This is a genomic window from Nocardioides sp. NPDC057767 (assembly GCF_042798275.1).
Taxonomy (GTDB): Bacteria; Actinomycetota; Actinomycetes; order Propionibacteriales; family Nocardioidaceae; genus Nocardioides.
The window spans coordinates 53,187-73,180 of the sequence record NZ_JBHVKJ010000017.1; the positions used below are offsets into that span (position 1 = coordinate 53,187).

Here is a 19,994-nt window from a genome sequence, read left to right on the forward strand (position 1 = left end):
TGGTCGTGAGGATTGCTAAGTAATGTGCCCACCTCGACGACCAGACCAACTCGCAGCTCGATAGGACTTCGTAGCGAACGCGGGCCGATCCTGCTCGCGGTGATGGTGTCGCTCAGCCTGGTCGCGATCGACATGACGATCCTGGCGACGGCGGTGCCGAGCGTGGTGAAGGATCTCGGCGGCTTCGAGCAGTTCCCGTGGCTCTTCTCGATCTACGTGCTGGCGACCGCGGTGACCACGCCGCTGTACGCCAAGGTCGCCGACCGGCTCGGCCGCAAGCCGGTGATGATCGCCGGGATCGTCGCGTTCCTGGTCGGCTCGCTGCTGTGTGGTCTGGCGTGGTCGCTGACCGCGCTGATCGTCTTCCGGGCGATCCAGGGCATCGGCGCCGGGGCGATCCAGCCGATGGCGATGACGATCGTCTCCGACATCTACACGCTGGAGGAGCGGGCGGTCGCGACCTCGTACGTCGCCTCGGTCTGGGCCACCGCCGCCATCGTCGGGCCGACGCTCGGCGGTGTCTTCGCCGACTACCTCGACTGGCGGCTGATCTTCCTGATCAACCTGCCGATCGGAGCGGTCGCGCTGTGGCTTCTACGTCACTTCCACGAGAACCGCCGCCCGGCCGCGACGACCGCCATCGACTGGGCCGGTGCCGGGCTGCTGACGGTCGGCGGCATCGCGCTGCTGCTCGGCCTGCTCGAGGGCGGTCACGCCTGGGCCTGGTCGTCCGCGCCCTCCTATCTGATCTTCGCGGTCGGCATCGTCGCCCTGGTCGCCTTCGGGTTCGTCGAGCGGCGCGCCGCCGACCCGGTGCTGCCCCCATGGGTCCTCGGCCACCGGGTCCTCGCGCCGGCCAACGCCGCGAGCCTGATCGTCGGGGTCGTGATGCTCGGGCTGACGACGTACGTCCCGCTCTATGCCCAGAGCGTGCTCGGTCATTCGGCGGTGGTCGCCGGGTTCGCGCTCGCCGGGATGAGTATCGGCTGGCCGATCGCGGCTGCCACGGCCGGCCGGATCTACCTCGTGAAGGGCTTCCGGGCCGCGGTGGGGCTCGGTGCTCTGCTGGTCCTCGTCGGCGGGTTCGTGCTGGTCACGGTCGGCGAGAGCTCGTCGTTCTGGCACCTGGCGATCCCGTGCTTCGTGCTCGGTCTCGGCTTCGGCTGGTCGGTCAACCCGGGCGTCGTCGCCGCCGGGTCGGCGGTCGGCTGGGAGGTGCGCGGAGTGGCCACCGGGTCCAACATGTTCGCCCGCTCGGTCGGTTCGGCGCTGGGCGTCGCGCTCTTCGGTGCGGTCGCGAACGGGCTGGTCAGGCGTGAGTACGCCGGGGGAGAGGTGCCGCCGCTGGAGGCTCTGCCGCCCGAGGTCCTCGCGCCGGCGCTGCACGTCGTCTTCCTCGTCGGCCTGGTCGTCTCCGTGCCGCTGCTGGTGGTGGCGTGGCGTACGCCGGTCCGAATCCGGCAGGACTGAGTCCAGATTGCATCCTGGAAGGGTTACCACCGAGTAACCACTGCGTCGTAGACTCCGATGCATGCTGAAGCGCGACCACTATGAGGAAGACCACGAGGACTTCCGAGCCTCCGTCCAGCAGTGGCTGGAGCGTTCGGTCAAGCCCCACACCGACAAGCACATCGCCGACAAGGCGCTGCCCCGCGAGTTCTGGCTAGAGGCTGGCGAGAACGGCTTCCTCGGGCTCGCGATCCCGGAGGAGTACGGCGGCGCCGGCGCCGACGACTTCCGCTTCAATGCGGTCCTCGCCGAGGAGCTCGCCAAGATCGGCGCGGCCTACCCGACCTGCGTCGGCATCCACTCCGACATCACCGCTCCCTACCTGGTCCGCCTCGGCACCGAGGAGCAGAAGCAGCGCTGGCTCCCGGGCGTGGCCTCCGGTGAGATCCTGCTCGCCATCGGCATGACCGAGCCCTCCGGCGGCTCCGACCTGGCCGCGCTGAAGACCACCGCGGTCCGTGACGGCGACGAGTGGGTCATCAACGGCTCCAAGACCTTCATCACCAACGGCTACTCCTGCGACCTGGTCATCACCGCGGTCCGCACCGACCCGGAGAAGGGCGCCAAGGGCATCACCCTCTTCGCGATCGAGGCGACCAAGGAGGGCTTCTCGCGCGGCCGCAAGCTGGACAAGGTCGGCATGGAGGAGTCCGACACCGCCGAGCTGTTCTTCGAGAACGTCCGCGTCACCGACGCCGAGATCATCGGCGAGCTCAACCGCGGCTTCATCCACATGATGGAGGAGCTCCCGCAGGAGCGTGTCTCGTGCGCGGTCGCCAACATCGCGCAGGCCAAGCAGATCCTGCTCGAGACCGTGCAGTACGCCAAGGACCGCAAGGCCTTCGGCCAGTCCATCGGCGCCTTCCAGCACAACAAGTTCCTGCTCGCCGAGCTGGTCACCCAGATCGAGGTCGCCGAGGCGTACGTCGACAAGTGCGTCGCCGCGCACGCCCGCGGTGAGCTCACCCCGGTCGAGGCGTCCAAGGCCAAGTGGTGGTCCTCGCAGGCGCAGTCCGAGGTCCTCGACCACTGCGTCCAGATCCACGGCGGCTACGGCTTCATGAACGAGTACCGCGTCGCCCGCGCCTGGCGCGACGCCCGCGTCACCAAGATCTGGGCCGGCTCCAACGAGATCATGAAGGAACTCATCGGCCGCGACCTCGGCTTCTGAGCTTCTCTCGTCGTACGTCCCTGGCGGGCGTCCACCTCCGGGTGGGCGCCCGTCGGCGCATTTCCTGGTGCTCCGGCGACGCTACGCCCGAGGCCGGGGAAGACCGAATAGGTCCTTAATAGATCGTCTATAATGAAACTATCTGCTATGGTCTCTCTTGCTTCCTCTGGGGAGCGCAGGCGAATCACCGGGTCGCTCCGGCTCCTCCTGCGCCGATCCAAGACCGACGTGACCAGCAGCCCCTGCGGTCCAATCCATGCAGCCCTACCGGCCGCTTGACCTCCTAAGGACTGATCCACATGACCAAGCCCGCCGAGCCCCGCGTCCTCGCAGACCAGGAACTCAGCGACCTGCTCGGCAGTCAGCAGTTCGGTGTGCTGGCCACGGTCAAGCGCAGCGGCCACCCGCACATGTCGACCGTGATGTACGGCTGGGACCCGATCGAGCGGATCATCCGGGTCTCCACCACCGCCGAACGACTCAAGGCCCGCCAGGTGCGCAACAACCCGCACGTCTCCCTACATGTGAATGGACCGGACATCTGGTCCTTCGCGGTGGCCGAGGGGAAGGCGGAGGTGTCGGAGGTGACCACCGAGCCGGGCGACGCCACCGGCAGGGAACTGCTGGCCCTCGTCCCGGCCTTCCAGGATCCGGCCGAGGAGGCCGCCTTCCTGCAGCAGCTGGTCGTGGAGGGCCGGGTGGTGATCAGGCTGCATGTCACGCGCCTGTACGGAACAGCCCTGGACATCGCGGGGGCATAGGGATGACGGAGTCGATCTCTACTTGAGGGCGGACAGACGGCCGGAGCCCGGCATGATGACCGTCATGACTCAGCGTTCCTCCGTCGCCATCACCCACGCGTATGTCGTCCCGATCGCGGGCGAGCCGATCGAGAACGGCACGGTCGTGATCGAGGACGGTGTGATCACGGCGGTGGGTGCCGACGTCGCGGTCCCCGCCGGTATCGACACCATCGACGCGGGAGGCAAGTGGCTGCTCCCGGGCCTCGTCGAGGGGCACGGCCACATCGGCACCCACGAGCAGGGCGAGGGCTGGGCCGGCGACGACACCAACGAGATGACCGACCCGGACGGCGCGGCCCTGCGGGCGATCGACGCGATCAACATCGAGGACGAGGGCTTCCGCGACGCCCTCGCCGGCGGGGTGACCACCGCGGTGATCAAGCCCGGGTCCGGCAACCCGATCGGCGGCCAGACGGTCGCGATCAAGACCTGGGGCGGCCGCACCATCGACGAGCAGGTCGTCTCCGACGCGGTCTCGGTCAAGAGCGCCCTCGGGGAGAACCCCAAGCGGGTCTACGGCGACCAGAAGAAGACCCCGTCGACCCGCCTCGGCGTCGCCAACATCATCCGGAAGGCCTTCGTCGAGGCCCAGAACTACGCAGCCAAGAGGGCGGCCGCCGAGGAGAAGGGCGAGCCGTTCGACCGCGACCTCGGCAAGGAGACGCTCGCCCGTGTGCTCTCCGGCGAGCTCGCCTGGGACCAGCACACCCACCGCGCCGACGACATCGCCACGGCCATCCGGCTGAGCGAGGAGTTCGGCTATCGCCTCGTGGTCAACCACGGCACCGAGGGCCACCTTCTGGCCGACGTGCTCGCCGAGAAGGACATCCCGGTCATCTACGGCCCCATGTTCGTGAGCCGCTCGAAGGTGGAGGTCCGCAACCGGGCCAACCGCAACATCGCTGCGATGGCCGCCGCCGGCGTGCGGGTGGCGATCACCACCGATCACCCGGTCATCCCGATCAACTTCCTGGTCCACCAGGCCTCCTTCGCCGTACGCGACGGCCTCCCGCGCGACACCGCCCTGGCCGCGATCACCACGAATCCGGCGAGCTTCCTCGGTCTCGATGACCGGGTCGGCGCGATCGCTCCCGGGCTCGACGGCGACGTGGTGATCTGGTCCGGCGACCCGCTCGACACCGACCACCGCGCCGAGCGGGTCTTCATCACCGGAACCGAGGTCTACAGCTGGGACAGCGAGGCCGACGCGGGTCGCGGCGCCGGTGTCACGCGCGAGCGCGCGACGCGGTTCGGAGTCTGAGGATGCGCAACGAACGCCGGAGCGACGACGTACCCAAGGGCATGACCCCCACCGACAACACCACCGCCCTGACCATCGACCAGAGCAAGCGCAACCTCCGCCCCGCGGCCTACCTGCTGCCCGTCCTGGCGCTGACGCTGGCTCCGATGTTCTCCGGATGTGGCTCCGAGGCGACCGACCCAGGCGCTAACGTGTCTGACGTGCCCACATCGTCTGACCCGACGCCCGCCGAGGACCCGAAGGTCGCTGCCGCGATCGCCGACCTCGCCAAGCGTCAGGGGGTGAAGAGCGAGGAGATCACCGTCGTCTCCCACGACAAGGTGACCTGGCGCGACGGCAGCCTCGGCTGCCCCGAGCCCGGGAAGATGTACGCGATGGTCCTGACCGACGGCGTACGCGTGGTGCTCGAGGCCGCGGGGAAGACTTACGAGTACCACGGTGGCGAGAGCGGCCCGGTCAGCTTCTGCGAGAACCCGCAGGAGCCGGTTCCCGGCGAGGGAAGCAGTGACGCTCCCCAGTGAGGGTGCCCACGCGGGCCACGAAGACGCCGAGGAGCGGGCCGAGGGCCTGAAGAATCGACTCAACTGGCTGCGCGCCGGAGTCCTCGGAGCCAACGACGGCATCGTCTCCACCGCCGGTGTGGTGATGGGCGTCGCCGGCGCGACCACGGGCACGACGGCGGTCCTGATCGCCGGTGTCGCCGCGCTGGTGGCGGGCGCGATCAGCATGGCCGCGGGGGAGTACGTCTCCGTCTCGACCCAGCGCGACACCGAGAAGTCGCTGATCGCCAAGGAGCGTCGCGAGCTTCGGGAGATGCCGGAGGAGGAGCTGCGGGAGCTGGAGGGGTTCCTGCGCGACCGCGGTCTCGAACCCCAGACCGCCGCCGAGGTCGCCGAGCAGCTCACCGATCGGGACGCGCTGCGTGCCCACGCCGTTCTCGAGCTCGGCATCGACGTCGACGATCTGACCTCGCCGTGGTCCGCGGCCTGGGCGTCGATGCTGTCGTTCACCCTCGGTGCGCTGCTGCCGCTGATGGCGATCATGCTCCTCCCGGACAGCGCCCGCATCTGGGGGACCGTGCTCACGGTCACCGTCGCGCTCGCCATCACCGGCTGGACCAGCGCTCGCCTCGGCTACGCGCCACCTGTCCGCGCAGCGCTGCGCAACGTCGCCGGCGGCCTGCTCGCGATGCTGGTCACCTACGTCGTCGGCGACCTCCTCGGCACCCAACTCGAGTGACCCGGCCCCCTGTCTCCGGGCACAATGGACATCGATGAATCGAATGTTCGTGGCGGTGATCCCGCCGGAGTCGGTGATCGAGGATCTCGACGAGTTCTTGTCCGTACGCCGCGACGCGGCCTCCTTCCGCTGGTCGGCGCCCGACCAGCTCCACCTGACGCTCGCCTTCGCCGAGCACGTCCCGGACAGATCCCTCGATGACGCGATCGAGCGGCTGGAGACGGCCGCTGGGCGGCGTACGCCCTTCGAGCTGACCGTGACGGGCGGCGGCGCCTTTCCCAACGTGGCCGAGGGCAAGGTCCTCTACGCCGGCGTCGAGACCGATGCCGCCGAAGAGCTCGACCGGGTCGCCGCCGGGACCAGGAACGCCCTGGTCAAGGCCGGGGTCGAGGTCGACGGCGGGCGGTTCCGGCCCCACCTGACGGTCGCCCGGACCGGCACGCCGGTCGAGCTGAGCAACTGGGTGCGGCTGCTCGATGCGTACCGTGGCCCGGCCTGGACCGTCTCCTCCTTCACGCTGGTCCACTCCCGGCTCGGCGAGGGCCCGAGGAAGCGCCCGGTCTACGAGGTGGTAGCAGAGTTTCCGTTCGGCTGAGGAGGAAGCCCCGGGCGGTAACGGGCAGGATCCGGGGCCGCTACCGTGTGCGGCTCGTTCTGACCTGACGCAGAGGAGAACCGGACATGAGTCGTCGAGTGGGGCGCAACGCCTACACCGGACTTTTCAACGACGTCGTGCTGCTCGCCGCCCGTGTGGTGGTCGGTGGGATCTTCGTCGCGCACGGCTGGCAGAAGTACGATCAGGGCTTCGCCGGCACCGAGCAGTTCCTGGGCGGCCTGGGAATCCCGGAGCCCGCTCTCGCGGCTCAGGTCGCGACGTACGTCGAGCTCGTCGGCGGCGCTCTGCTGGCGGTCGGCCTGTTCGCCCCGATCGCCGGGGTGCTGCTCGCGGGCCAGATGGCCGGCGCGATCTGGTACGCCCACCGCACCACCGAGGTCTTCGTCGACCAGGGCGGCTGGGAGCTCCCCGCCGCTCTCGGCGCCGCCGCTCTCGTGGTCGGGCTGGTCGCCCCCGGCAGGATCACCCTCGACCAGCTCCTCACCTGGCCCTTCAAGGCCGTCGCCGCCAAGCGCCGCGCCCGCAACGCCGAAGCGGCCGAGGCCGAGACCACCGAGGCTCAGCCGTACGTCGAGGAGAAGGTGACGATCAGGGCCTGATCCTCCGCCGGCTCGACCAGCAGGTGCTCAGCCTGCGACGCCGTAGAGCCGGTCGCCGGCGTCACCGAGGCCGGGAACGATGTAGCCCTTCTCGTTGAGCTTCTCGTCCATGGCCGCGGTGACGACCCGGACCGGGGCCTCGATGCCGTCGAGGGCCTTCTCCAGGGCGGCGACGCCCTCGGGAGCGGCCAGGAGGGTGACGGCGGTGATGTCGTCGGCGCCGCGCGAGACCAGGAAGTCGATCGCTGCGGCGAGGGTGCCGCCGGTCGCCAGCATCGGGTCGACCACGTAGCACTGGCGGCCGGAGAGGTCGGCGGGGAGACGCTCGGCGTACGTCGTGGCCTCCAAGGTCTCCTCGTTGCGGACCATGCCGAGGAAGCCGACCTCGGCGGTCGGCAGCAGCCGGATCATCCCGTCGAGCATCCCGAGACCGGCCCGGAGGATGGGGACGATCAGCGGCTGCGGGTCGGTGAGGCGTACGCCCTGGGTCGATGCGACCGGGGTGACGATGTCCACCGGAGCGACCCGCACCCCGCGGGTCGCCTCGTAGGCGAGCAGCGTGACGAGCTCGTCGGCGAGACGACGGAAGGTCGACGAGTCGGTCTCTTTGTTGCGCAGCGTGGTGAGCTTGTGGGCGACGAGCGGGTGGTCCACAACGAGGGTCTCCATGGGGCGAAACATTACGTCACCCGTCGGACCTTGACCTTGACGCTCCGTCAAGGTCTTGACTGGTCCCATGCGGATCGGAGAGCTTGCGGCGGCGGTGGGGGTGAGCACCCGCACGGTGCGTTACTACCACCAGGTCGGGCTGCTCCCTGAGCCGAAGCGTTCCGCGTCCGGGTATCGCGTCTACGGCATGCGGGACCTGGTGCTCCTCAGCCACGCCCGACGGCTCGTCGCCCTCGGCCTCGGCCTCGACGAGGTGCGGCAGGTGCTCGCCGACGAGGAAGGACGTGATCTCGGGGAGATCGTCGCCTCGATGGACGCCGCCCTCGCGGTGCAGCAGGAGCGCCTGGCCGCGCAGCGGCGACGCCTCGCCGAGCTGCAGGAACGGGTGCGTGACGGCTGTCTCGCGCTCGACGACCTCCCCGACCCGGAGCTGGTCGAGTTCTTCACCCGCATCGAGGCCGCCGGCGCGACCGGCGCGATGGCCCGGCTCGACCGTGACGTGCTCGCGTTCGTGCCCGGCGCCGACGCGAGTCGCTGGATCGCCCCGATGCTGCCGCTGCTCGGCGACGAGCACTACACCCGGCGCTTGGTCCAGATGTACGACGAGTTCGACCGGCTCGCGGACGTGGACCCCGACGATCCGGCGGTCATCACCCTCGTCGGCCGGATCCTCGACCTACTGCCGAGGGAGTCGTTGCGTGCCCTGTCCGAGCACGACCTCGTGGGCGTCGGCGGCGAGTTCGTCATCGACGCGATCGTCGAGGAGCTCGCCCCCGGCCAGGCGGCTGCCGCTCGTCTGCTGATCGAACGCACTCGTGCGTCGAACACCGTCACCCAGGAGGAGAAGGAAGAATGACCGCCATCGAGCTGACCGGACTGGTCAAGACCTTCGGCAGCGTACGAGCCCTCGACGGTCTCGACCTGCATGTCGAGACCGGCGAGGTGCACGGGTTCCTCGGCCCCAACGGCGCCGGAAAGTCCACCACCATGCGGGTGCTGCTCGGTCTTCTCCGTGCGGACGGCGGCAGGGCGCGGCTGCTCGGCGGTGATCCGTGGCGGGACCTCGCCACGCTGCACCGTCGCATCGCGTACGTGCCCGGCGAAGTGCCGCTGTGGCCCAGCCTGACCGGTGGCGAGGTGATCGACGTGCTGGGACGGCTGCGCGGCGGTCTCGACGAGAAGCTGCGCGGGCAGATGGTGGAACGCTTCGAGCTCGACCCGCGCAAGAAGTCGCGCACCTACTCCAAGGGCAACCGGCAGAAGGTGGCGCTGGTCGCGGCGTTCAGCGCGGAGGCTGACCTCTACCTTCTCGACGAGCCGACCTCAGGCCTGGACCCGCTGATGGAGGCGGTCTTCCAGGAGTGCGTCGATGAGGTGACCGAGCGCGGCGCGACCGTGCTGCTGTCGAGCCACATCCTCGCCGAGGTCGAGCGGCTCGCTGACAGGGTGAGCATCATCCGGGCCGGCCGCACGGTCCAGAGCGGCACGCTGACCGAGCTGCGCACGCTCACCCGCACCACGGTCGTCGTCGAGACCCGGAGACCGGTCACCGATCTGGAGTCCCTTCCCGGCGTCCATGACCCCGAGTACGACGACAGCCATGGCACACACACGGTCACCCTCGCCGTCGACACCGCCCAGCTCGACCAGGTCGTCGGCATCCTGCACCGGGCCGGGATCGTCTCCCTCCAGGCGCACCCGCCGACCCTGGAGGAGCTGTTCCTCCGCCAGTACGGCGACGTGGTACCCGGAGAAGGGGATGCCACGAGCGACGACAGTGGCACGGTGGCCCGATGAGCGTGCGCGAGTACTTCGCCGGCACGTCGACCCTGATCAGGCTGGCGTTGCGACGCGACCGGGTGCGCCTCCCGATCTGGACCCTCGGCATCGTCGGGATCGCCGCCGCCAGTGCGGCGACGGTGAAGGGCACGTACGACACATCCGCCGAGATCGCCACGTACGCACCGACGGCCGGGGAGAGCGCGGCGTCACGCATCACCAGTGGCCGGCAGGTCGCCCTCGACACGGTCGCGGGGATCATCGCCAACGAGATCACCCCGATCGTCACGCTCGGCATCACTCTGCTGGTCGTCTTCACGGTGGTCCGCCACACGCGCGCCGAAGAGGAGTCCGGAGCGGCCGAGCTGGTCCGCTCGGGTGTCGTGGGGCGTCATGCCGCGCAGGTTGCTGCACTCGTGGTCGCGCTCGCCGCGACGATCCTCATCAGCGGGCTGTTGGCCACGGTGCTGGTCTGGCTGGGCCTGGAACGGACGGGGTCGCTGGCCTTCGCGGCGGAAGTCGGGATGCTCGGCCTCCTCTTCGCAGGCCTCACCGCGGCGGCCGCCCAGGTCACCGCGGCCGCCCGCGGCGCGCTCGCGATCGCGGGGGGCGTGCTGGGAGCGGCGTACGTCGTTCGCGGCGTCGGGGCTGTCGGCGACAACGCGCTCTACTGGGTCTCGCCGTTCGGCTGGGCTCAAGGCGTGAACGCGTTCGGTGACGAGCGATGGTGGTTGCTGGGGGTGCTGCTCGCTGCCGCGGCAGCCTGCTTCGGCCTGGCTGTCGTGCTGACCGCGCGACGTGATGCCGGTGCCGGTCTGCTGCAGCCGCGAGCCGGTGCCGCGCGCGCCTCCGTCACTCTCGGGACGCCGTGGGGGCTGGCGCTGCGCACCCAGCGAGGCCTGGTGATCGGCTGGGCGGTCGGGCTGGCGGCGCTCGCCGCGATCTACGGCTCCGTCATCCCAGAAGTGCCTGACATGCTGGAGGGGAACCCCGACATGCTCGAGGCGATGGGTCTGGGTGCCGGCGCGGGGGACGCTCTGATCGACGCATTTCTCGGCTACATCAATCTCACCCTCGGGGTGATCGGCGCGGTCTTCGGGGTGGCCTCGGTGCTGCGGCTTCGCGCTGAGGAGGACACCGGACGGCTGGAGGCGCTGATCGCCACCCCGCTCACACGGTCCCGCTGGCTGATCGGTTCACTCGCCGTGACGGTCGTCGGCGTCGTGCTGGTGGCGCTGGCGATGAGCGCGGGGATGGTGCTGGGCTACGTCCCGGTCGCCGGCGAGGTGTCCGGCTCGCGGGTCTCCCAGCTGGTGCTCGGCATCCTCGCCCAGCTGCCGGCGATGCTGCTGGTCGCCGCCCTCGCCCTCCTGGTCCTGGCGTGGCTGCCACGGTTCGCCGTCCTGGCATGGGCGCTGGTGGCATTTGTGGTGCTGGACGCACTCCTCGGGGAGACGCTCGAGCTGCCCGACTGGGTCCGTTCGCTGTCGCCCTTCTTCCACCTGCCGGTGTACCCGGCGGAGGCCTGGACCGCCGGTCCGGCGGTAGCGTTGCTGGTGGCGACGGCGGTCGTCGCAGCGATGGCCTTCGTCGGTTACCGGCGTCGAGACCTTGGATGACGAGGCGGGTGCCTCGGATGCGAAATGGCGCACAGCGGGTGGGGATTTCAGAGATACGGCCTAGACCCCAGGCGGTTTCGGTGTCACTCTGGTCGTGTGTCTGATCAGCTGGAGCAGATCGAGGGTGTTGACTTCGCCGTCGCGATGTATCGCGAGGACGGCGCCTGGGTTGTGCGCGAGCTCGCTCACGACCTGCTGACCGACGTCGAGACTCTGACGCACGCGCTCCACCGCTTTCCAGGGGATGGTGGCGCGATCGCGATGGCGGCGATCGACGAGGACTTCTTCGTGATCGTCCGGGTCTCCGGCGCCGCGACCAGGGTGCTGCTCTCCGACGTGACCGCGGCCGACGAGTGGGAGCTGGCAGCGTCGGCTCTCGACATGCTCGGCCTGCCGTTGCCGGAGGAGGTCGAGGACGAGGAGGCAGACCCTGCCGGTGACCTCAGCATCCTCGCCGACTTCGGGATGAGCGCGGTCGACATGGGCATCCTCATCGACGACATGTTCGAGGAAGACCTCTACCCCGACGAGACGCTCTCCGAGATCGCCCGCGCGATCGGCTGCGGTGAGGCCTTCGACGATGCCGTCGGCCTCATGCCGGCGTGACCCCTGCCAACCGATGGGAGGCCCCGATGCGGGCCGCCCTCGAGGAGGGCCGTGCTGCCCTGACGACGGGTGACGTCCCGATTGGCGCGGTGGTGGTCGACCCCGCCGGTGCGGTGATCGGACGAGGGAGGAACGTACGCGAGGCCGAGGCCGATCCCACCGGACATGCCGAGGTGGTGGCGCTGCGTGAGGCTGCCAAGGCGCGGGGCGAGTGGCGGCTGGAGGGCTGCACACTGGTGGTGACCCTGGAGCCGTGCACGATGTGTGCCGGGGCCGCGGTCCTGGCCCGGGTCGAGCGGATCGTCTTCGGTGCGTTCGACGACAGGGCCGGTGCGGTGGGCTCGCTGTGGGACGTCGTACGCGACCGCCGGCTCAACCACCGGCCCGAGGTCGTCGCCGGGGTGCTGGCCGAGGACCAGCGCACGTTGCTGGAGGATTTCTTCGGAGCCCAGCGAGGTGCCCCCGATTTCGGCGAAGACCCCCCGAGGTTGTAACTTATTCGGCGGTGACGTGTCCGAGCGGCCGATGGTGCAACACTCGAAATGTTGTGTAGGGAGACCTACCGTGGGTTCAAATCCCACCGTCACCGCCAGCCAGACAAGGGCGCTTGACCTGCGACAACGCAGATCAAGCGCCCTTGCTGCATTTCTAGGCATCCAGCAGAGCCAGGGTCGGGCCGGGTCGGCCACTTGAAACGTTTGCGGCTCACCGCGGCTCGTCGACCCCTATAGTCCGGACGGACGTCTTGCCCGCGATCCCCACTGGAGCTCCGGCGTGCCCCTGTTTCCCTTCCCCCGCGCGGTCGTGTCGATGGTCGCGATGGTGGCGATCTTCCTCGGCGGGTGGGCGGTCCAGCAGACCCCGGGAAATCTCGCCGACATGGTCCGGTCGCCGTTCACCTGGGTGGCGCTGATGTTCCTGGGGATCGGGATCGCGACCGAGCTGCCGGTCTCCCGTCACCAGCGCTGGGGTCGCGCACTCGTCACGGTCCTCGACCAGGCAGGGGAGCCGGTCGGCTACGGCTTCGTCGTCTCGCCCAAGCGGATCCTCACCACCGGTCGGGTGGCCGAGGCTGCGGTGGGCCCCGGAGACCTCGACCGGGACACGATCCGGGTGCGGTTCCCCCACGTACGCACCGCCACCGGCGACGTCAGCGTCGAGGTGCGTCTCGCCGACCAGGAGGACACCCCTTCGACAGGCGCAGGCCATCGCATCGTCGCTCTCGACGTGGTCGGTGTCGAGCGGCTGCCCCGCCGCGTACTCCCGTTCCGGTTCGCCTCCCCGGTCGTCAACACCAAGGTGCTGCTGCACGACCCGACCGCGCTCAACGGTGCCGGGGTGTGGGTGGAGTCGGAGATCCGGGCCGCCGAGGTGGCGCACGTCCAGGTCAAGACGGTGCTCAACGAGGCCCCGATCCACGTCGGTGACTGCGAGGGTGTGCCGATGGTGCACGCCCGGACGGGCCGCCTGCTCGGGATGTGTGACGGCTCGGTCAGCGACGACGACAGGGTGACGCTGGTCCTGATCTCCTCGGCGTTCGCCCGGCTCAACGCCCGGATCAGCCTGCCGCGGCGCTTCGCCCGCGCGCTCACCGAGATCGTCGCCGCGGTGGTCGCCTGGCTCGCCAACTGGGTGCGCGCCCACGCGATCATGGCGGTGGTCGGCGCGGTCGTGCTCGCCGTCGTCGGGACGGTCCTGGTCATCCGCTGGATCGACGGTCCCGGGCCGACCGGCGAGTGCGTGGCCCTCGATGTCACCTCCTCCACCGAGAAGGACGATCTGGTCCGGGATCTCGCGACCGAGTTCGAGACCGGTCGCGAGGTGGACGGACGATGCGTCGACGTCAACGTCCTTGGCCTGACCTCGGGCGCTGCGATGGAGGCGCTCGCCTCGGACTGGGACATCGAGATCGTCGAGCCGATGTTCGAGCGCAGCCAGACCGGCCGCAGCCGCCCCGACGTCTGGCTGCCCACCTCCTCGATGTGGACCGAGCTCCTCGAGCTCGACACCGAGAAGATGTACGAGACGCTGGGCTCCACCACCGAGAGCGTGATGGTCATCGCGGTCCCGGAGGGGACGGCAGCCGGTGAGGACGTGTCGATGACCTGGCTCAAGGCGAAGGCGGTCGCCGGGAAGACCGAGGGCACCGGGTTCGTCCTCGGCCGCGACGAGCCGCTGTGGTCGACCTCGGGACTGGGCGCGAGCATGCTGACCTACAACGCCGCGGTCCGGGCGAACGCCACCGCGGGAGCGAGCGTGGAGATCACCCCGCAGACCCCGAAGGACCAGGCGGTGAACGCCTGGGTGCGCGAGCTCGAGTCCTCGGTCGGCAGCTATGGCGACGAGGCGACGACGTACGTCCAGGACCTCTACTGCGGCATCGTCGAGCCCGTCGACGCGCTGGTGATCCAGAAGCAGCTGGTCGATCTCTACAACAGCGGCCGCCCCTCCGGTGTCGAGCCCGACTGCGACCAGCTGCCGGGCTACGGCGAGAAGAGCCACCCACGGGTGAAGCGGTTCGAGTCGCACATCCCGCCTGAGGGGACGCTGGCGATGGACCATCCGTACGTCCTGATGCCAGGCCTCTCCGAGGCCCAGCGGGAGGTCGCCGAGGAGTTCTACGAGTTCCTCGGCGAGGACGAGGCACAGGCCGCCTTCGTCGAGGGTGGCTTCGAACAGATCGGCTCCGTCGACGAGGACGACACCTTCCCCCAGCCCGAGGCCGAGGCGATCCAGCGGATCCGCGCCGAGTGGGACGGCGTACGCAAGAACTCCCAGGTCATCCTGCTGATCGACAACTCGGGGTCGATGAACGACGAGGTCGCGCCAGGGGCCGCCAAGATCGACCGGGTGCAGAGCGCGGCCAACGCCGCGATCGGACTGCTGGCGCCCAAGGACGAGCTCGCGGTGTGGACGTTCGGGAGCTCCGTGCACAAGACCGCCCTGGTGCCGATGGGCGACCGGATATCCGAGGTCAGGGCGGAGATCGGGGCCATCGAGGCTGGTGGGACGACGACCCAGCTGCCGGCCGCGGTCCAGGCCGCCCACGACGCCCTCGCGCGGACCAACGACCCCGACAACCCCAAGACGAAGGCCGTCGTGCTGCTCACCGACGGTGCGACCAACCTGACCCCCGACGGCGCCGACGAGGAGGAGAACAAGGCGGCGAACGACGCGCTCGTCGCCGACATCGAGGGCAGCGAGTCACACGTCCGGATCTACACCATCCCCTACGGCAACTCCGCCGACAAGTGCCTCCTCGAGAAGGTCGCCGCCGCCTCGGGCGCCCGCTATTACGGCGCCGGCGCCCGCGAGAGCCTGATCAACGACGTCATGCTCGCGGTCTTCGGCAACTTCGGCACCCAGGCGGCGGCAGCCAACCTCCCCAGCATCGAGGCGAAGGCGAGGATCCCGGCGGGCGACTGCGGCGCCTCCGTCGACTAGTCAGACGTAGCGGGCCGCCACGGTGGCCGCCCGGGCGCCGTAGCCGCCGCCGAACATGGCCGCGTGGACGAGCAGCGGGAAGAGCTGGTGGAGGCCCTGGCGATCCTCCCAGCCCTCGGCGAGAGGAGTCTGCTCCTCATAGGCCGACATCATCCGCTCCAGGTGGGGGAGGCCGAAGAGGGCGAGCATGGCGAGGTCGACCTCGCGATGACCGGCGTACGCCGCGGGGTCGATGAGCCAGGCGTCGCCGCTCCGGTCCCAGAGCACGTTGCCGTTCCACAGGTCGCCGTGGAGCAGGGCAGGCGGCTCCTCGGGGATGAGCGACGGCAGCTTCCCGACGACCTGCTCGACGCTCTCGGCGCCGGCGGCGTCGATGGCGCCGCGGTCACGGGCGGCCTTGAGATAGGGGAGCAGGCGGCGTACGGCATAGAACTCGGCCCAGGTGTCGGCGGGCTTGTTGGGCATCGGCAGCCGGCCGATGAACCCGTCCTTGTCGGCGCCGAACCCCGAGACCGGGGTGCTGTGCAGCGCCGCGAGCGCCCGGCCCAGGTCCTCGGCGGTCTCGGCGTTGGGACGGCCCGGCTCGATCCAGCGCAGCACCAGACAGTCGGGCTCGGCGGCGAGCACCTCGGGGACCTTCACGGCCCCCGACTCCTCCAACCACCGAAGGCCCCGGGCCTCGGCGGCCACGAAGTCGTCGCGCGCCGGGGAGAGAGCTTTCATCAGCACCAGCGAACCGTCGCTGAGACGGATCTTGGTAGCGGTCGAGATGTCACCGCCCGCGACCGGAGATGTGCTCACCACCGCCGCCCCGAGCAGCTGCTCGGCGCGACGGGCGACCGCGGGCTGACGGGTCACGAACCGGGCCTCGAAGCGGCCAGGGACGCGACTATCGCATCGCTCGTACGCTCCACCATCGCCAGCACCTCCCGGAATCCCTCGGCACCACCGTAATAGGGATCGGGCACGTCCCCGGGGCCTTCGGGATCGAAATCACGGAACATCCGCAGCCCGCCCTCGGGGGTCTGACCAGCCAGATCGGCGAAGTTGTCGGCATCCATGGCAAGCACCAGGTCGTACGTCTCGGGGTCCCCGACCGGCCACTGCTGGGCCCGGTGGCGTTCGGGGTCGTAGCCCGCCTCGAGCAGCGTCGCGGCCGCCCTGCGGTCCATCTTCTCGCCGGCGTGCCAGCCACCGGTGCCGGCCGAGACCAGCTCCACGTCATCGAGTCCGGCACCGTCGAGACGGTCGCGCAGAACCACCTCCGCCATCGGAGAACGGCAGATGTTGCCCAGGCAGACGACCGCGATCTTCATGGCCTGAGTTTTACATTTTGGCCAAGAACGCGGGGCGGATGCCGAATCTCGGGCGCCGGAACCGCTACTCGTCGCTGTCGGGCCAGACCCGGTCGAGGCCCCAGCCGACGATCGAGATGATGATGCCGCCGAGGACTGCAGCCCAGAACCCGTCGACGTGGAAGCCCACCCCGGTCGGGCCGAGGAGCCAGGCGGTCAGGCCGAGCATCGCCGCGTTGATCACCAGCAGGAGCAGGCCCAGGGTGAGCAGGATGAACGGGAACGCCAGGAACTTCAGGATCGGCTTCACGAAGGCCGAGACGATGCCGAGCACCAGGGCGACGATCAGCAGCGGCAGCAGCTTCTGCTTGACCTCCTCCATGCCGCTGGTGGGGCCGTCGAAGTAGATCCCGCCGACGAGCCAGGTCGCCACGGCCAGAGCGATGGCGTTGGTGATGAGCCAGGTCACGATGCGCATGTCTGTGAGTCTGGCAGGCTCCGGAGCCCCGCGTAAGGGACGCGCGGGAGGTGTGTCGACTTGTGTCACGCCGGGTCAGCGCTCCAGGCGCAGCGCCTTGCAGATGTCGTGGGCTGCGTCGGAGAGGTGCTTCTGCAGGAGCCGCTCGGCGTCGTGGATGCGGTCGGCGTCGAGGAGGCGGACGAGGGCGGCGTGGTCCTCGGCCTGGTCGTGGGCGTTGCGGCGGATGCGGTCGACCTGGGCGAGCGCGAGCTTGAGCTCGAGGACCAGGTGCTCCTGCATCGCGACCAGCCGCGGCGAGTCGGTCAGGGCCACGAGTGAGAGATGGAAGGCGAGGTGGCGCTCGTTGAGCTCGCGGTAGGAGGCCTTCTCGGAGTGAACAGCCGTGATGTACGCATCCAGCGACTGGTGCACGGCCCGGCGGGTCTCGACCGAGGCGTTGAGCCAGTTGCGGACGCCCGCCCCCTCGAGCACCCAGCGGGCGGCGCAGACGTCGCGAACGGAGGCGGCCTCGGGAGTCGCGACGGCGACGCCCTTGTTGGGTGCGCGGGTGGCCAGGCCCTCGGCGACCAGGATCGTCAGCGCTTCGCGGACGGTGGAGCGACCGACGCCCAGCGACTCGGCGAGGCCGTGCTCGCGCAGCGGGGTTCCGGACTCGAGCTCGCCCTCGAACACCGCCCGGCGGAGCTCGTCGGCGACGCGGTCGACGGTCGATGCGGGTTCGTCCAGGGTGAGCGACTCGAACATGGACCCATTGTCCTATCTGCGTCGGCTTCCGGTGATGACCGTTCGTGCTCTAACCTAACCGCACAGGATTGTCTGACAATCAGTCAATCAGGCAATCCGATGATCTGGCTGAGATCAGCCACAGCAATCAGACCGAGAGGGGTACGAGTGAGCACATCGCTGAGCTGGGGCCGTCACTACCTGATGACCGAGCCGACGCACTACCGCATCGACTACGCCATCAACCCGTTCATGGACACCGAGATCCAGCCGGATCCGGTCCGTGCTCGCGAGCAGTGGGAGACCCTCAAGGCGACCATCGAGGAGCTCGGCGGTCGCGTCGACGTCATCGCGCCCCGCGAGGACAGCCCCGACATGGTCTACGCGATGAACCTCGGCTTCGCGGCCACCCTCGCGGAGGGCCGCCGGCACGCGCTCCTCTCCCACATGCGCTTCCCCGAGCGCCGCAACGAGACCCGCTCGGCCGTCGAGTGGTTCACCGCGAACGGGTGGGGGACTGCGTACGTCGGCAAGGACGGTGTCGGACCCACCTTCGAGGCGGGCGACGTGTTCCCGTTCGCCGGACACCTGGTCGCCGGCACCGGGCCGCGCACCGACGAGATGGCGCTGAAGACCCTCGCGGCCGAGATGAACGTGCGCGTGCTGGGCGTGCGGACGACCCATTCGGGGATGTACCACCTCGACCTGGCCTTCTGCCCGCTCGACGAGCGCCGCGCGATCATCTGCCCGGACGCGCTCGCGCCCGAGTCGGCGTCGGCGCTCCTCGACCTGGTCCCGGAGCCCCTGGTCATCACCGAGGAGGAGGCGCTCAGCACCTTCGCCGCCAACTCGATCGTGATCGGCCGCACCATCGTGATGCCGTCCTGCCCGGACCGCATCCGGCCGGTCCTCGAGGGCTGGGGCTTCGCGGTCCGGATCGTCGACATGAGCGAGCTCCACCTCGGTGGCGGATCCGTGCGCTGCGTCACCAACCCGCTCGACATCGTGGTGGGTCGTGACGTCCCCGTGGTTTACGGGGGCGAGGTCATCCCGACCTAGGATCTCACGATATGAGCACCCCACAGCCCCGTCCCAGTGTCGCCGCTATGCCTGCGTACGTTGCGGGCAAGCCGCCGGTCGAGCGGCCCGGTCTGGTGACCTACAAGCTCTCCTCCAACGAGAACCCCTACCCGCCGCTCGACGGCGTGGTGGAGATCGCCGCCGAGGCGGCGGGGCGGGTCAACCGCTACCCCGACGCGGGCAACACCGAGCTCTACGACGCGCTCGCCAAGGCCTACGGCGTGCACGCCGAGGAGCTCGCGCTCTCGACCGGGGCCGTGGCGCTGATCTTCCAGCTGGTCTCGGCCTATTGCGGCCCCGAGGACGAGGTCGTCTTCGCCTGGCGCAGCTTCGAGGCCTACCCCATCGCGGTCCTCGCCGCCGGGGCGACGGCGGTGAAGGTGCCGGTCACCGATGACGGGCGTCACGACCTCGACGCGATGGCCGCGGCCGTCACGGAGCGTACGAAGGTCGTGTTCGTCTGCACTCCCAACAACCCGACCGGCACCTCGGTCACCCAGACCGAGCTCGACGCCTTCCTGGAGAAGGTGCCCGAGCACGTGCTGGTCGTGGTCGACGAGGCCTATGCCGAGTTCGTACGCATGGACGACGCGATCGACGGTGTCGCCACTTACCGTGGCCGGTCGAACGTGGTCGTGCTGCGTACGTTCTCCAAGGCCTACGGGCTGGCCGGCTTCCGGGTCGGCTACGCCTTCGCGCCCGCGCCGATCGCCGCCACCCTGCGGGCGATGGCGCTGCCGTTCGGGGTCAACGTCGTCGCGCAGGCGGCCGGCGTCGCCTCGCTCGAGCGGCAGGCCGAGCTGCTGGCGCGCGTCGATGACCTGGTGACCGAGCGGGCTCGGGTGGTCGAGGGGATCCGCGCCGCGGGCTGGGACATCCCTGACGCCCAGGGCAACTTCGTCTGGTTCGCCTTCGGCTCCGCCGAGCGCTGCGCCGACTTCGCCGCGGCCGCCGACGAGATCGGCCTGATGGTCCGCCCCTACCCGCCCGAGGGTGTGCGCGTCTCCATCGGCGAGGCTGAGGCCAACACTCGTCTCATCGAGCTCGCGGGTTCCTTCCCGAGGGACTGAGGACGGGCGCTTCGCCGCACTAGCAGAGGT

The 19,994-nt window shown here is 69.7% G+C and carries 21 protein-coding genes and 1 tRNA gene; 17 read left to right on the plus strand and 5 right to left on the minus strand.

Annotation, left to right across the window (positions count from 1 at the left end; translation table 11 throughout):
* Positions 1–24: 24 nt before the first annotated feature.
* The 8 genes from ACFVDI_RS11005 to ACFVDI_RS11040 all read left to right on the plus strand — a co-directional run bounded on the left by ACFVDI_RS11005 (position 25) and on the right by ACFVDI_RS11040 (position 7,198).
* Complete coding sequence (locus ACFVDI_RS11005) at positions 25–1,470, plus strand: MDR family MFS transporter (RefSeq protein WP_378904257.1); 1,446 nt, start codon at positions 25–27, stop codon at positions 1,468–1,470.
* Between the two features lie 61 nt (positions 1,471–1,531).
* Positions 1,532–2,680, plus strand: coding sequence for an acyl-CoA dehydrogenase family protein (locus ACFVDI_RS11010; protein ID WP_008354678.1), 1,149 nt, complete (start codon positions 1,532–1,534; stop codon positions 2,678–2,680).
* A gap of 299 nt (positions 2,681–2,979) precedes the next feature.
* The gene (locus ACFVDI_RS11015; RefSeq protein WP_378904261.1) at positions 2,980–3,441 is read left to right on the plus strand and encodes a PPOX class F420-dependent oxidoreductase; all 462 of its coding nucleotides are present in this window, start codon (positions 2,980–2,982) and stop codon (positions 3,439–3,441) included.
* Positions 3,442–3,505: 64 nt separating this feature from the next.
* Positions 3,506–4,744 (plus strand): amidohydrolase, encoded by a 1,239-nt coding sequence (locus ACFVDI_RS11020; RefSeq protein WP_378904264.1) that lies wholly within the window; start codon positions 3,506–3,508, stop codon positions 4,742–4,744.
* Between the two features lie 2 nt (positions 4,745–4,746).
* Entirely contained in the window at positions 4,747–5,265 is a 519-nt protein-coding gene (locus ACFVDI_RS11025) for a hypothetical protein (RefSeq protein WP_378904267.1), read from the plus strand.
* The gene (locus ACFVDI_RS11030; RefSeq protein WP_378904270.1) at positions 5,249–5,983 is read left to right on the plus strand and encodes a VIT family protein; all 735 of its coding nucleotides are present in this window, start codon (positions 5,249–5,251) and stop codon (positions 5,981–5,983) included. Before ACFVDI_RS11025 ends, ACFVDI_RS11030 begins: the two co-directional genes overlap by 17 nt.
* Before the next feature lie 34 nt (positions 5,984–6,017).
* Positions 6,018–6,578, plus strand: coding sequence for an RNA 2',3'-cyclic phosphodiesterase (gene thpR / locus ACFVDI_RS11035; protein ID WP_378904273.1), 561 nt, complete (start codon positions 6,018–6,020; stop codon positions 6,576–6,578).
* A gap of 86 nt (positions 6,579–6,664) precedes the next feature.
* Positions 6,665–7,198, plus strand: a complete 534-nt coding sequence (locus tag ACFVDI_RS11040; RefSeq protein ID WP_378904276.1) for a DoxX family protein — start codon at positions 6,665–6,667, stop codon at positions 7,196–7,198.
* Positions 7,199–7,225: 27 nt separating this feature from the next.
* Here ACFVDI_RS11040 and upp read toward each other — a convergent pair whose 3' ends face one another.
* A complete protein-coding gene (gene upp / locus ACFVDI_RS11045; protein ID WP_378904279.1) occupies positions 7,226–7,867 on the minus strand; it encodes a uracil phosphoribosyltransferase in 642 nt (213 codons plus the stop codon).
* Between the two features lie 67 nt (positions 7,868–7,934).
* Between upp and ACFVDI_RS11050 the strand changes: the two genes are divergently transcribed.
* The 7 genes from ACFVDI_RS11050 (at position 7,935) to ACFVDI_RS11080 (ending at position 15,315) form a co-directional block, all read left to right on the plus strand.
* Complete coding sequence (locus ACFVDI_RS11050; protein WP_378904282.1) at positions 7,935–8,723, plus strand: MerR family transcriptional regulator; 789 nt, start codon at positions 7,935–7,937, stop codon at positions 8,721–8,723.
* Positions 8,720–9,664 carry an ABC transporter ATP-binding protein gene (locus tag ACFVDI_RS11055; protein WP_378904285.1) on the plus strand — a complete coding sequence of 315 codons (945 nt, stop codon included), beginning with the start codon at positions 8,720–8,722 and terminating at the stop codon, positions 9,662–9,664. Before ACFVDI_RS11050 ends, ACFVDI_RS11055 begins: the two co-directional genes overlap by 4 nt.
* Positions 9,661–11,265, plus strand: a complete 1,605-nt coding sequence (locus ACFVDI_RS11060; RefSeq protein ID WP_378904288.1) for an ABC transporter permease — start codon at positions 9,661–9,663, stop codon at positions 11,263–11,265. The genes ACFVDI_RS11055 and ACFVDI_RS11060 overlap by 4 nt, the downstream gene beginning before the upstream one ends.
* 96 nt (positions 11,266–11,361) lie before the next feature.
* Positions 11,362–11,871, plus strand: a complete 510-nt coding sequence (locus tag ACFVDI_RS11065; RefSeq protein WP_328528515.1) for a tRNA adenosine deaminase-associated protein — start codon at positions 11,362–11,364, stop codon at positions 11,869–11,871.
* Between the two features lie 26 nt (positions 11,872–11,897).
* The gene (locus ACFVDI_RS11070; RefSeq protein ID WP_378904362.1) at positions 11,898–12,365 is read left to right on the plus strand and encodes a nucleoside deaminase; all 468 of its coding nucleotides are present in this window, start codon (positions 11,898–11,900) and stop codon (positions 12,363–12,365) included.
* A gap of 10 nt (positions 12,366–12,375) precedes the next feature.
* Positions 12,376–12,463: transfer RNA gene (locus tag ACFVDI_RS11075), tRNA-Ser, on the plus strand.
* Positions 12,464–12,645: 182 nt separating this feature from the next.
* Entirely contained in the window at positions 12,646–15,315 is a 2,670-nt protein-coding gene (locus ACFVDI_RS11080) for a VWA domain-containing protein (protein ID WP_378904291.1), read from the plus strand.
* Here ACFVDI_RS11080 and ACFVDI_RS11085 read toward each other — a convergent pair whose 3' ends face one another.
* The 4 genes from ACFVDI_RS11085 to ACFVDI_RS11100 all read right to left on the minus strand — a co-directional run bounded on the left by ACFVDI_RS11085 (position 15,316) and on the right by ACFVDI_RS11100 (position 17,835).
* Positions 15,316–16,173 (minus strand): fructosamine kinase family protein, encoded by an 858-nt coding sequence (locus ACFVDI_RS11085; RefSeq protein ID WP_378904294.1) that lies wholly within the window; start codon positions 16,171–16,173, stop codon positions 15,316–15,318.
* Complete coding sequence (locus tag ACFVDI_RS11090) at positions 16,170–16,631, minus strand: low molecular weight protein-tyrosine-phosphatase (RefSeq protein ID WP_378904297.1); 462 nt, start codon at positions 16,629–16,631, stop codon at positions 16,170–16,172. Before ACFVDI_RS11090 ends, ACFVDI_RS11085 begins: the two co-directional genes overlap by 4 nt.
* A 64-nt stretch (positions 16,632–16,695) precedes the next feature.
* Positions 16,696–17,088, minus strand: coding sequence for a phage holin family protein (locus ACFVDI_RS11095; RefSeq protein WP_378904300.1), 393 nt, complete (start codon positions 17,086–17,088; stop codon positions 16,696–16,698).
* A 75-nt stretch (positions 17,089–17,163) separates the two neighbouring features.
* Entirely contained in the window at positions 17,164–17,835 is a 672-nt protein-coding gene (locus ACFVDI_RS11100; protein ID WP_378904303.1) for a GntR family transcriptional regulator, read from the minus strand.
* Between the two features lie 147 nt (positions 17,836–17,982).
* On the opposite strand from ACFVDI_RS11100, the gene ACFVDI_RS11105 reads away from it, so the two are divergent.
* A complete protein-coding gene (locus ACFVDI_RS11105) occupies positions 17,983–18,873 on the plus strand; it encodes a dimethylarginine dimethylaminohydrolase family protein (protein WP_378904306.1) in 891 nt (296 codons plus the stop codon).
* Between the two features lie 11 nt (positions 18,874–18,884).
* Positions 18,885–19,964 carry a histidinol-phosphate transaminase gene (hisC, locus tag ACFVDI_RS11110; protein ID WP_378904309.1) on the plus strand — a complete coding sequence of 360 codons (1,080 nt, stop codon included), beginning with the start codon at positions 18,885–18,887 and terminating at the stop codon, positions 19,962–19,964.
* The last annotated feature ends 30 nt before the right edge of the window (positions 19,965–19,994 follow it).

What these genes read in the sequence shown, in the direction of transcription:
- ACFVDI_RS11010 (WP_008354678.1), top strand. Translation starts at nt 1,532, where the DNA reads ATGCTGAAGCGCGACCACTATGAGGAAGACCACGAGGACTTCCGAGCC.
- ACFVDI_RS11015 (WP_378904261.1), top strand. Translation starts at nt 2,980, where the DNA reads ATGACCAAGCCCGCCGAGCCCCGCGTCCTCGCAGACCAGGAACTCAGC.
- ACFVDI_RS11020 (WP_378904264.1), top strand. Translation starts at nt 3,506, where the DNA reads ATGACTCAGCGTTCCTCCGTCGCCATCACCCACGCGTATGTCGTCCCG.
- ACFVDI_RS11025 (WP_378904267.1), top strand. Translation starts at nt 4,747, where the DNA reads ATGCGCAACGAACGCCGGAGCGACGACGTACCCAAGGGCATGACCCCC.
- thpR (WP_378904273.1), top strand. Translation starts at nt 6,018, where the DNA reads ATGAATCGAATGTTCGTGGCGGTGATCCCGCCGGAGTCGGTGATCGAG.
- ACFVDI_RS11040 (WP_378904276.1), top strand. Translation starts at nt 6,665, where the DNA reads ATGAGTCGTCGAGTGGGGCGCAACGCCTACACCGGACTTTTCAACGAC.
- upp (WP_378904279.1), bottom strand. Translation starts at nt 7,867, where the DNA reads ATGGAGACCCTCGTTGTGGACCACCCGCTCGTCGCCCACAAGCTCACC.
- ACFVDI_RS11050 (WP_378904282.1), top strand. Translation starts at nt 7,935, where the DNA reads ATGCGGATCGGAGAGCTTGCGGCGGCGGTGGGGGTGAGCACCCGCACG.
- ACFVDI_RS11055 (WP_378904285.1), top strand. Translation starts at nt 8,720, where the DNA reads ATGACCGCCATCGAGCTGACCGGACTGGTCAAGACCTTCGGCAGCGTA.
- ACFVDI_RS11060 (WP_378904288.1), top strand. Translation starts at nt 9,661, where the DNA reads ATGAGCGTGCGCGAGTACTTCGCCGGCACGTCGACCCTGATCAGGCTG.
- ACFVDI_RS11070 (WP_378904362.1), top strand. Translation starts at nt 11,898, where the DNA reads ATGCGGGCCGCCCTCGAGGAGGGCCGTGCTGCCCTGACGACGGGTGAC.
- ACFVDI_RS11090 (WP_378904297.1), bottom strand. Translation starts at nt 16,631, where the DNA reads ATGAAGATCGCGGTCGTCTGCCTGGGCAACATCTGCCGTTCTCCGATG.
- ACFVDI_RS11095 (WP_378904300.1), bottom strand. Translation starts at nt 17,088, where the DNA reads ATGCGCATCGTGACCTGGCTCATCACCAACGCCATCGCTCTGGCCGTG.
- ACFVDI_RS11100 (WP_378904303.1), bottom strand. Translation starts at nt 17,835, where the DNA reads ATGTTCGAGTCGCTCACCCTGGACGAACCCGCATCGACCGTCGACCGC.
- hisC (WP_378904309.1), top strand. Translation starts at nt 18,885, where the DNA reads ATGAGCACCCCACAGCCCCGTCCCAGTGTCGCCGCTATGCCTGCGTAC.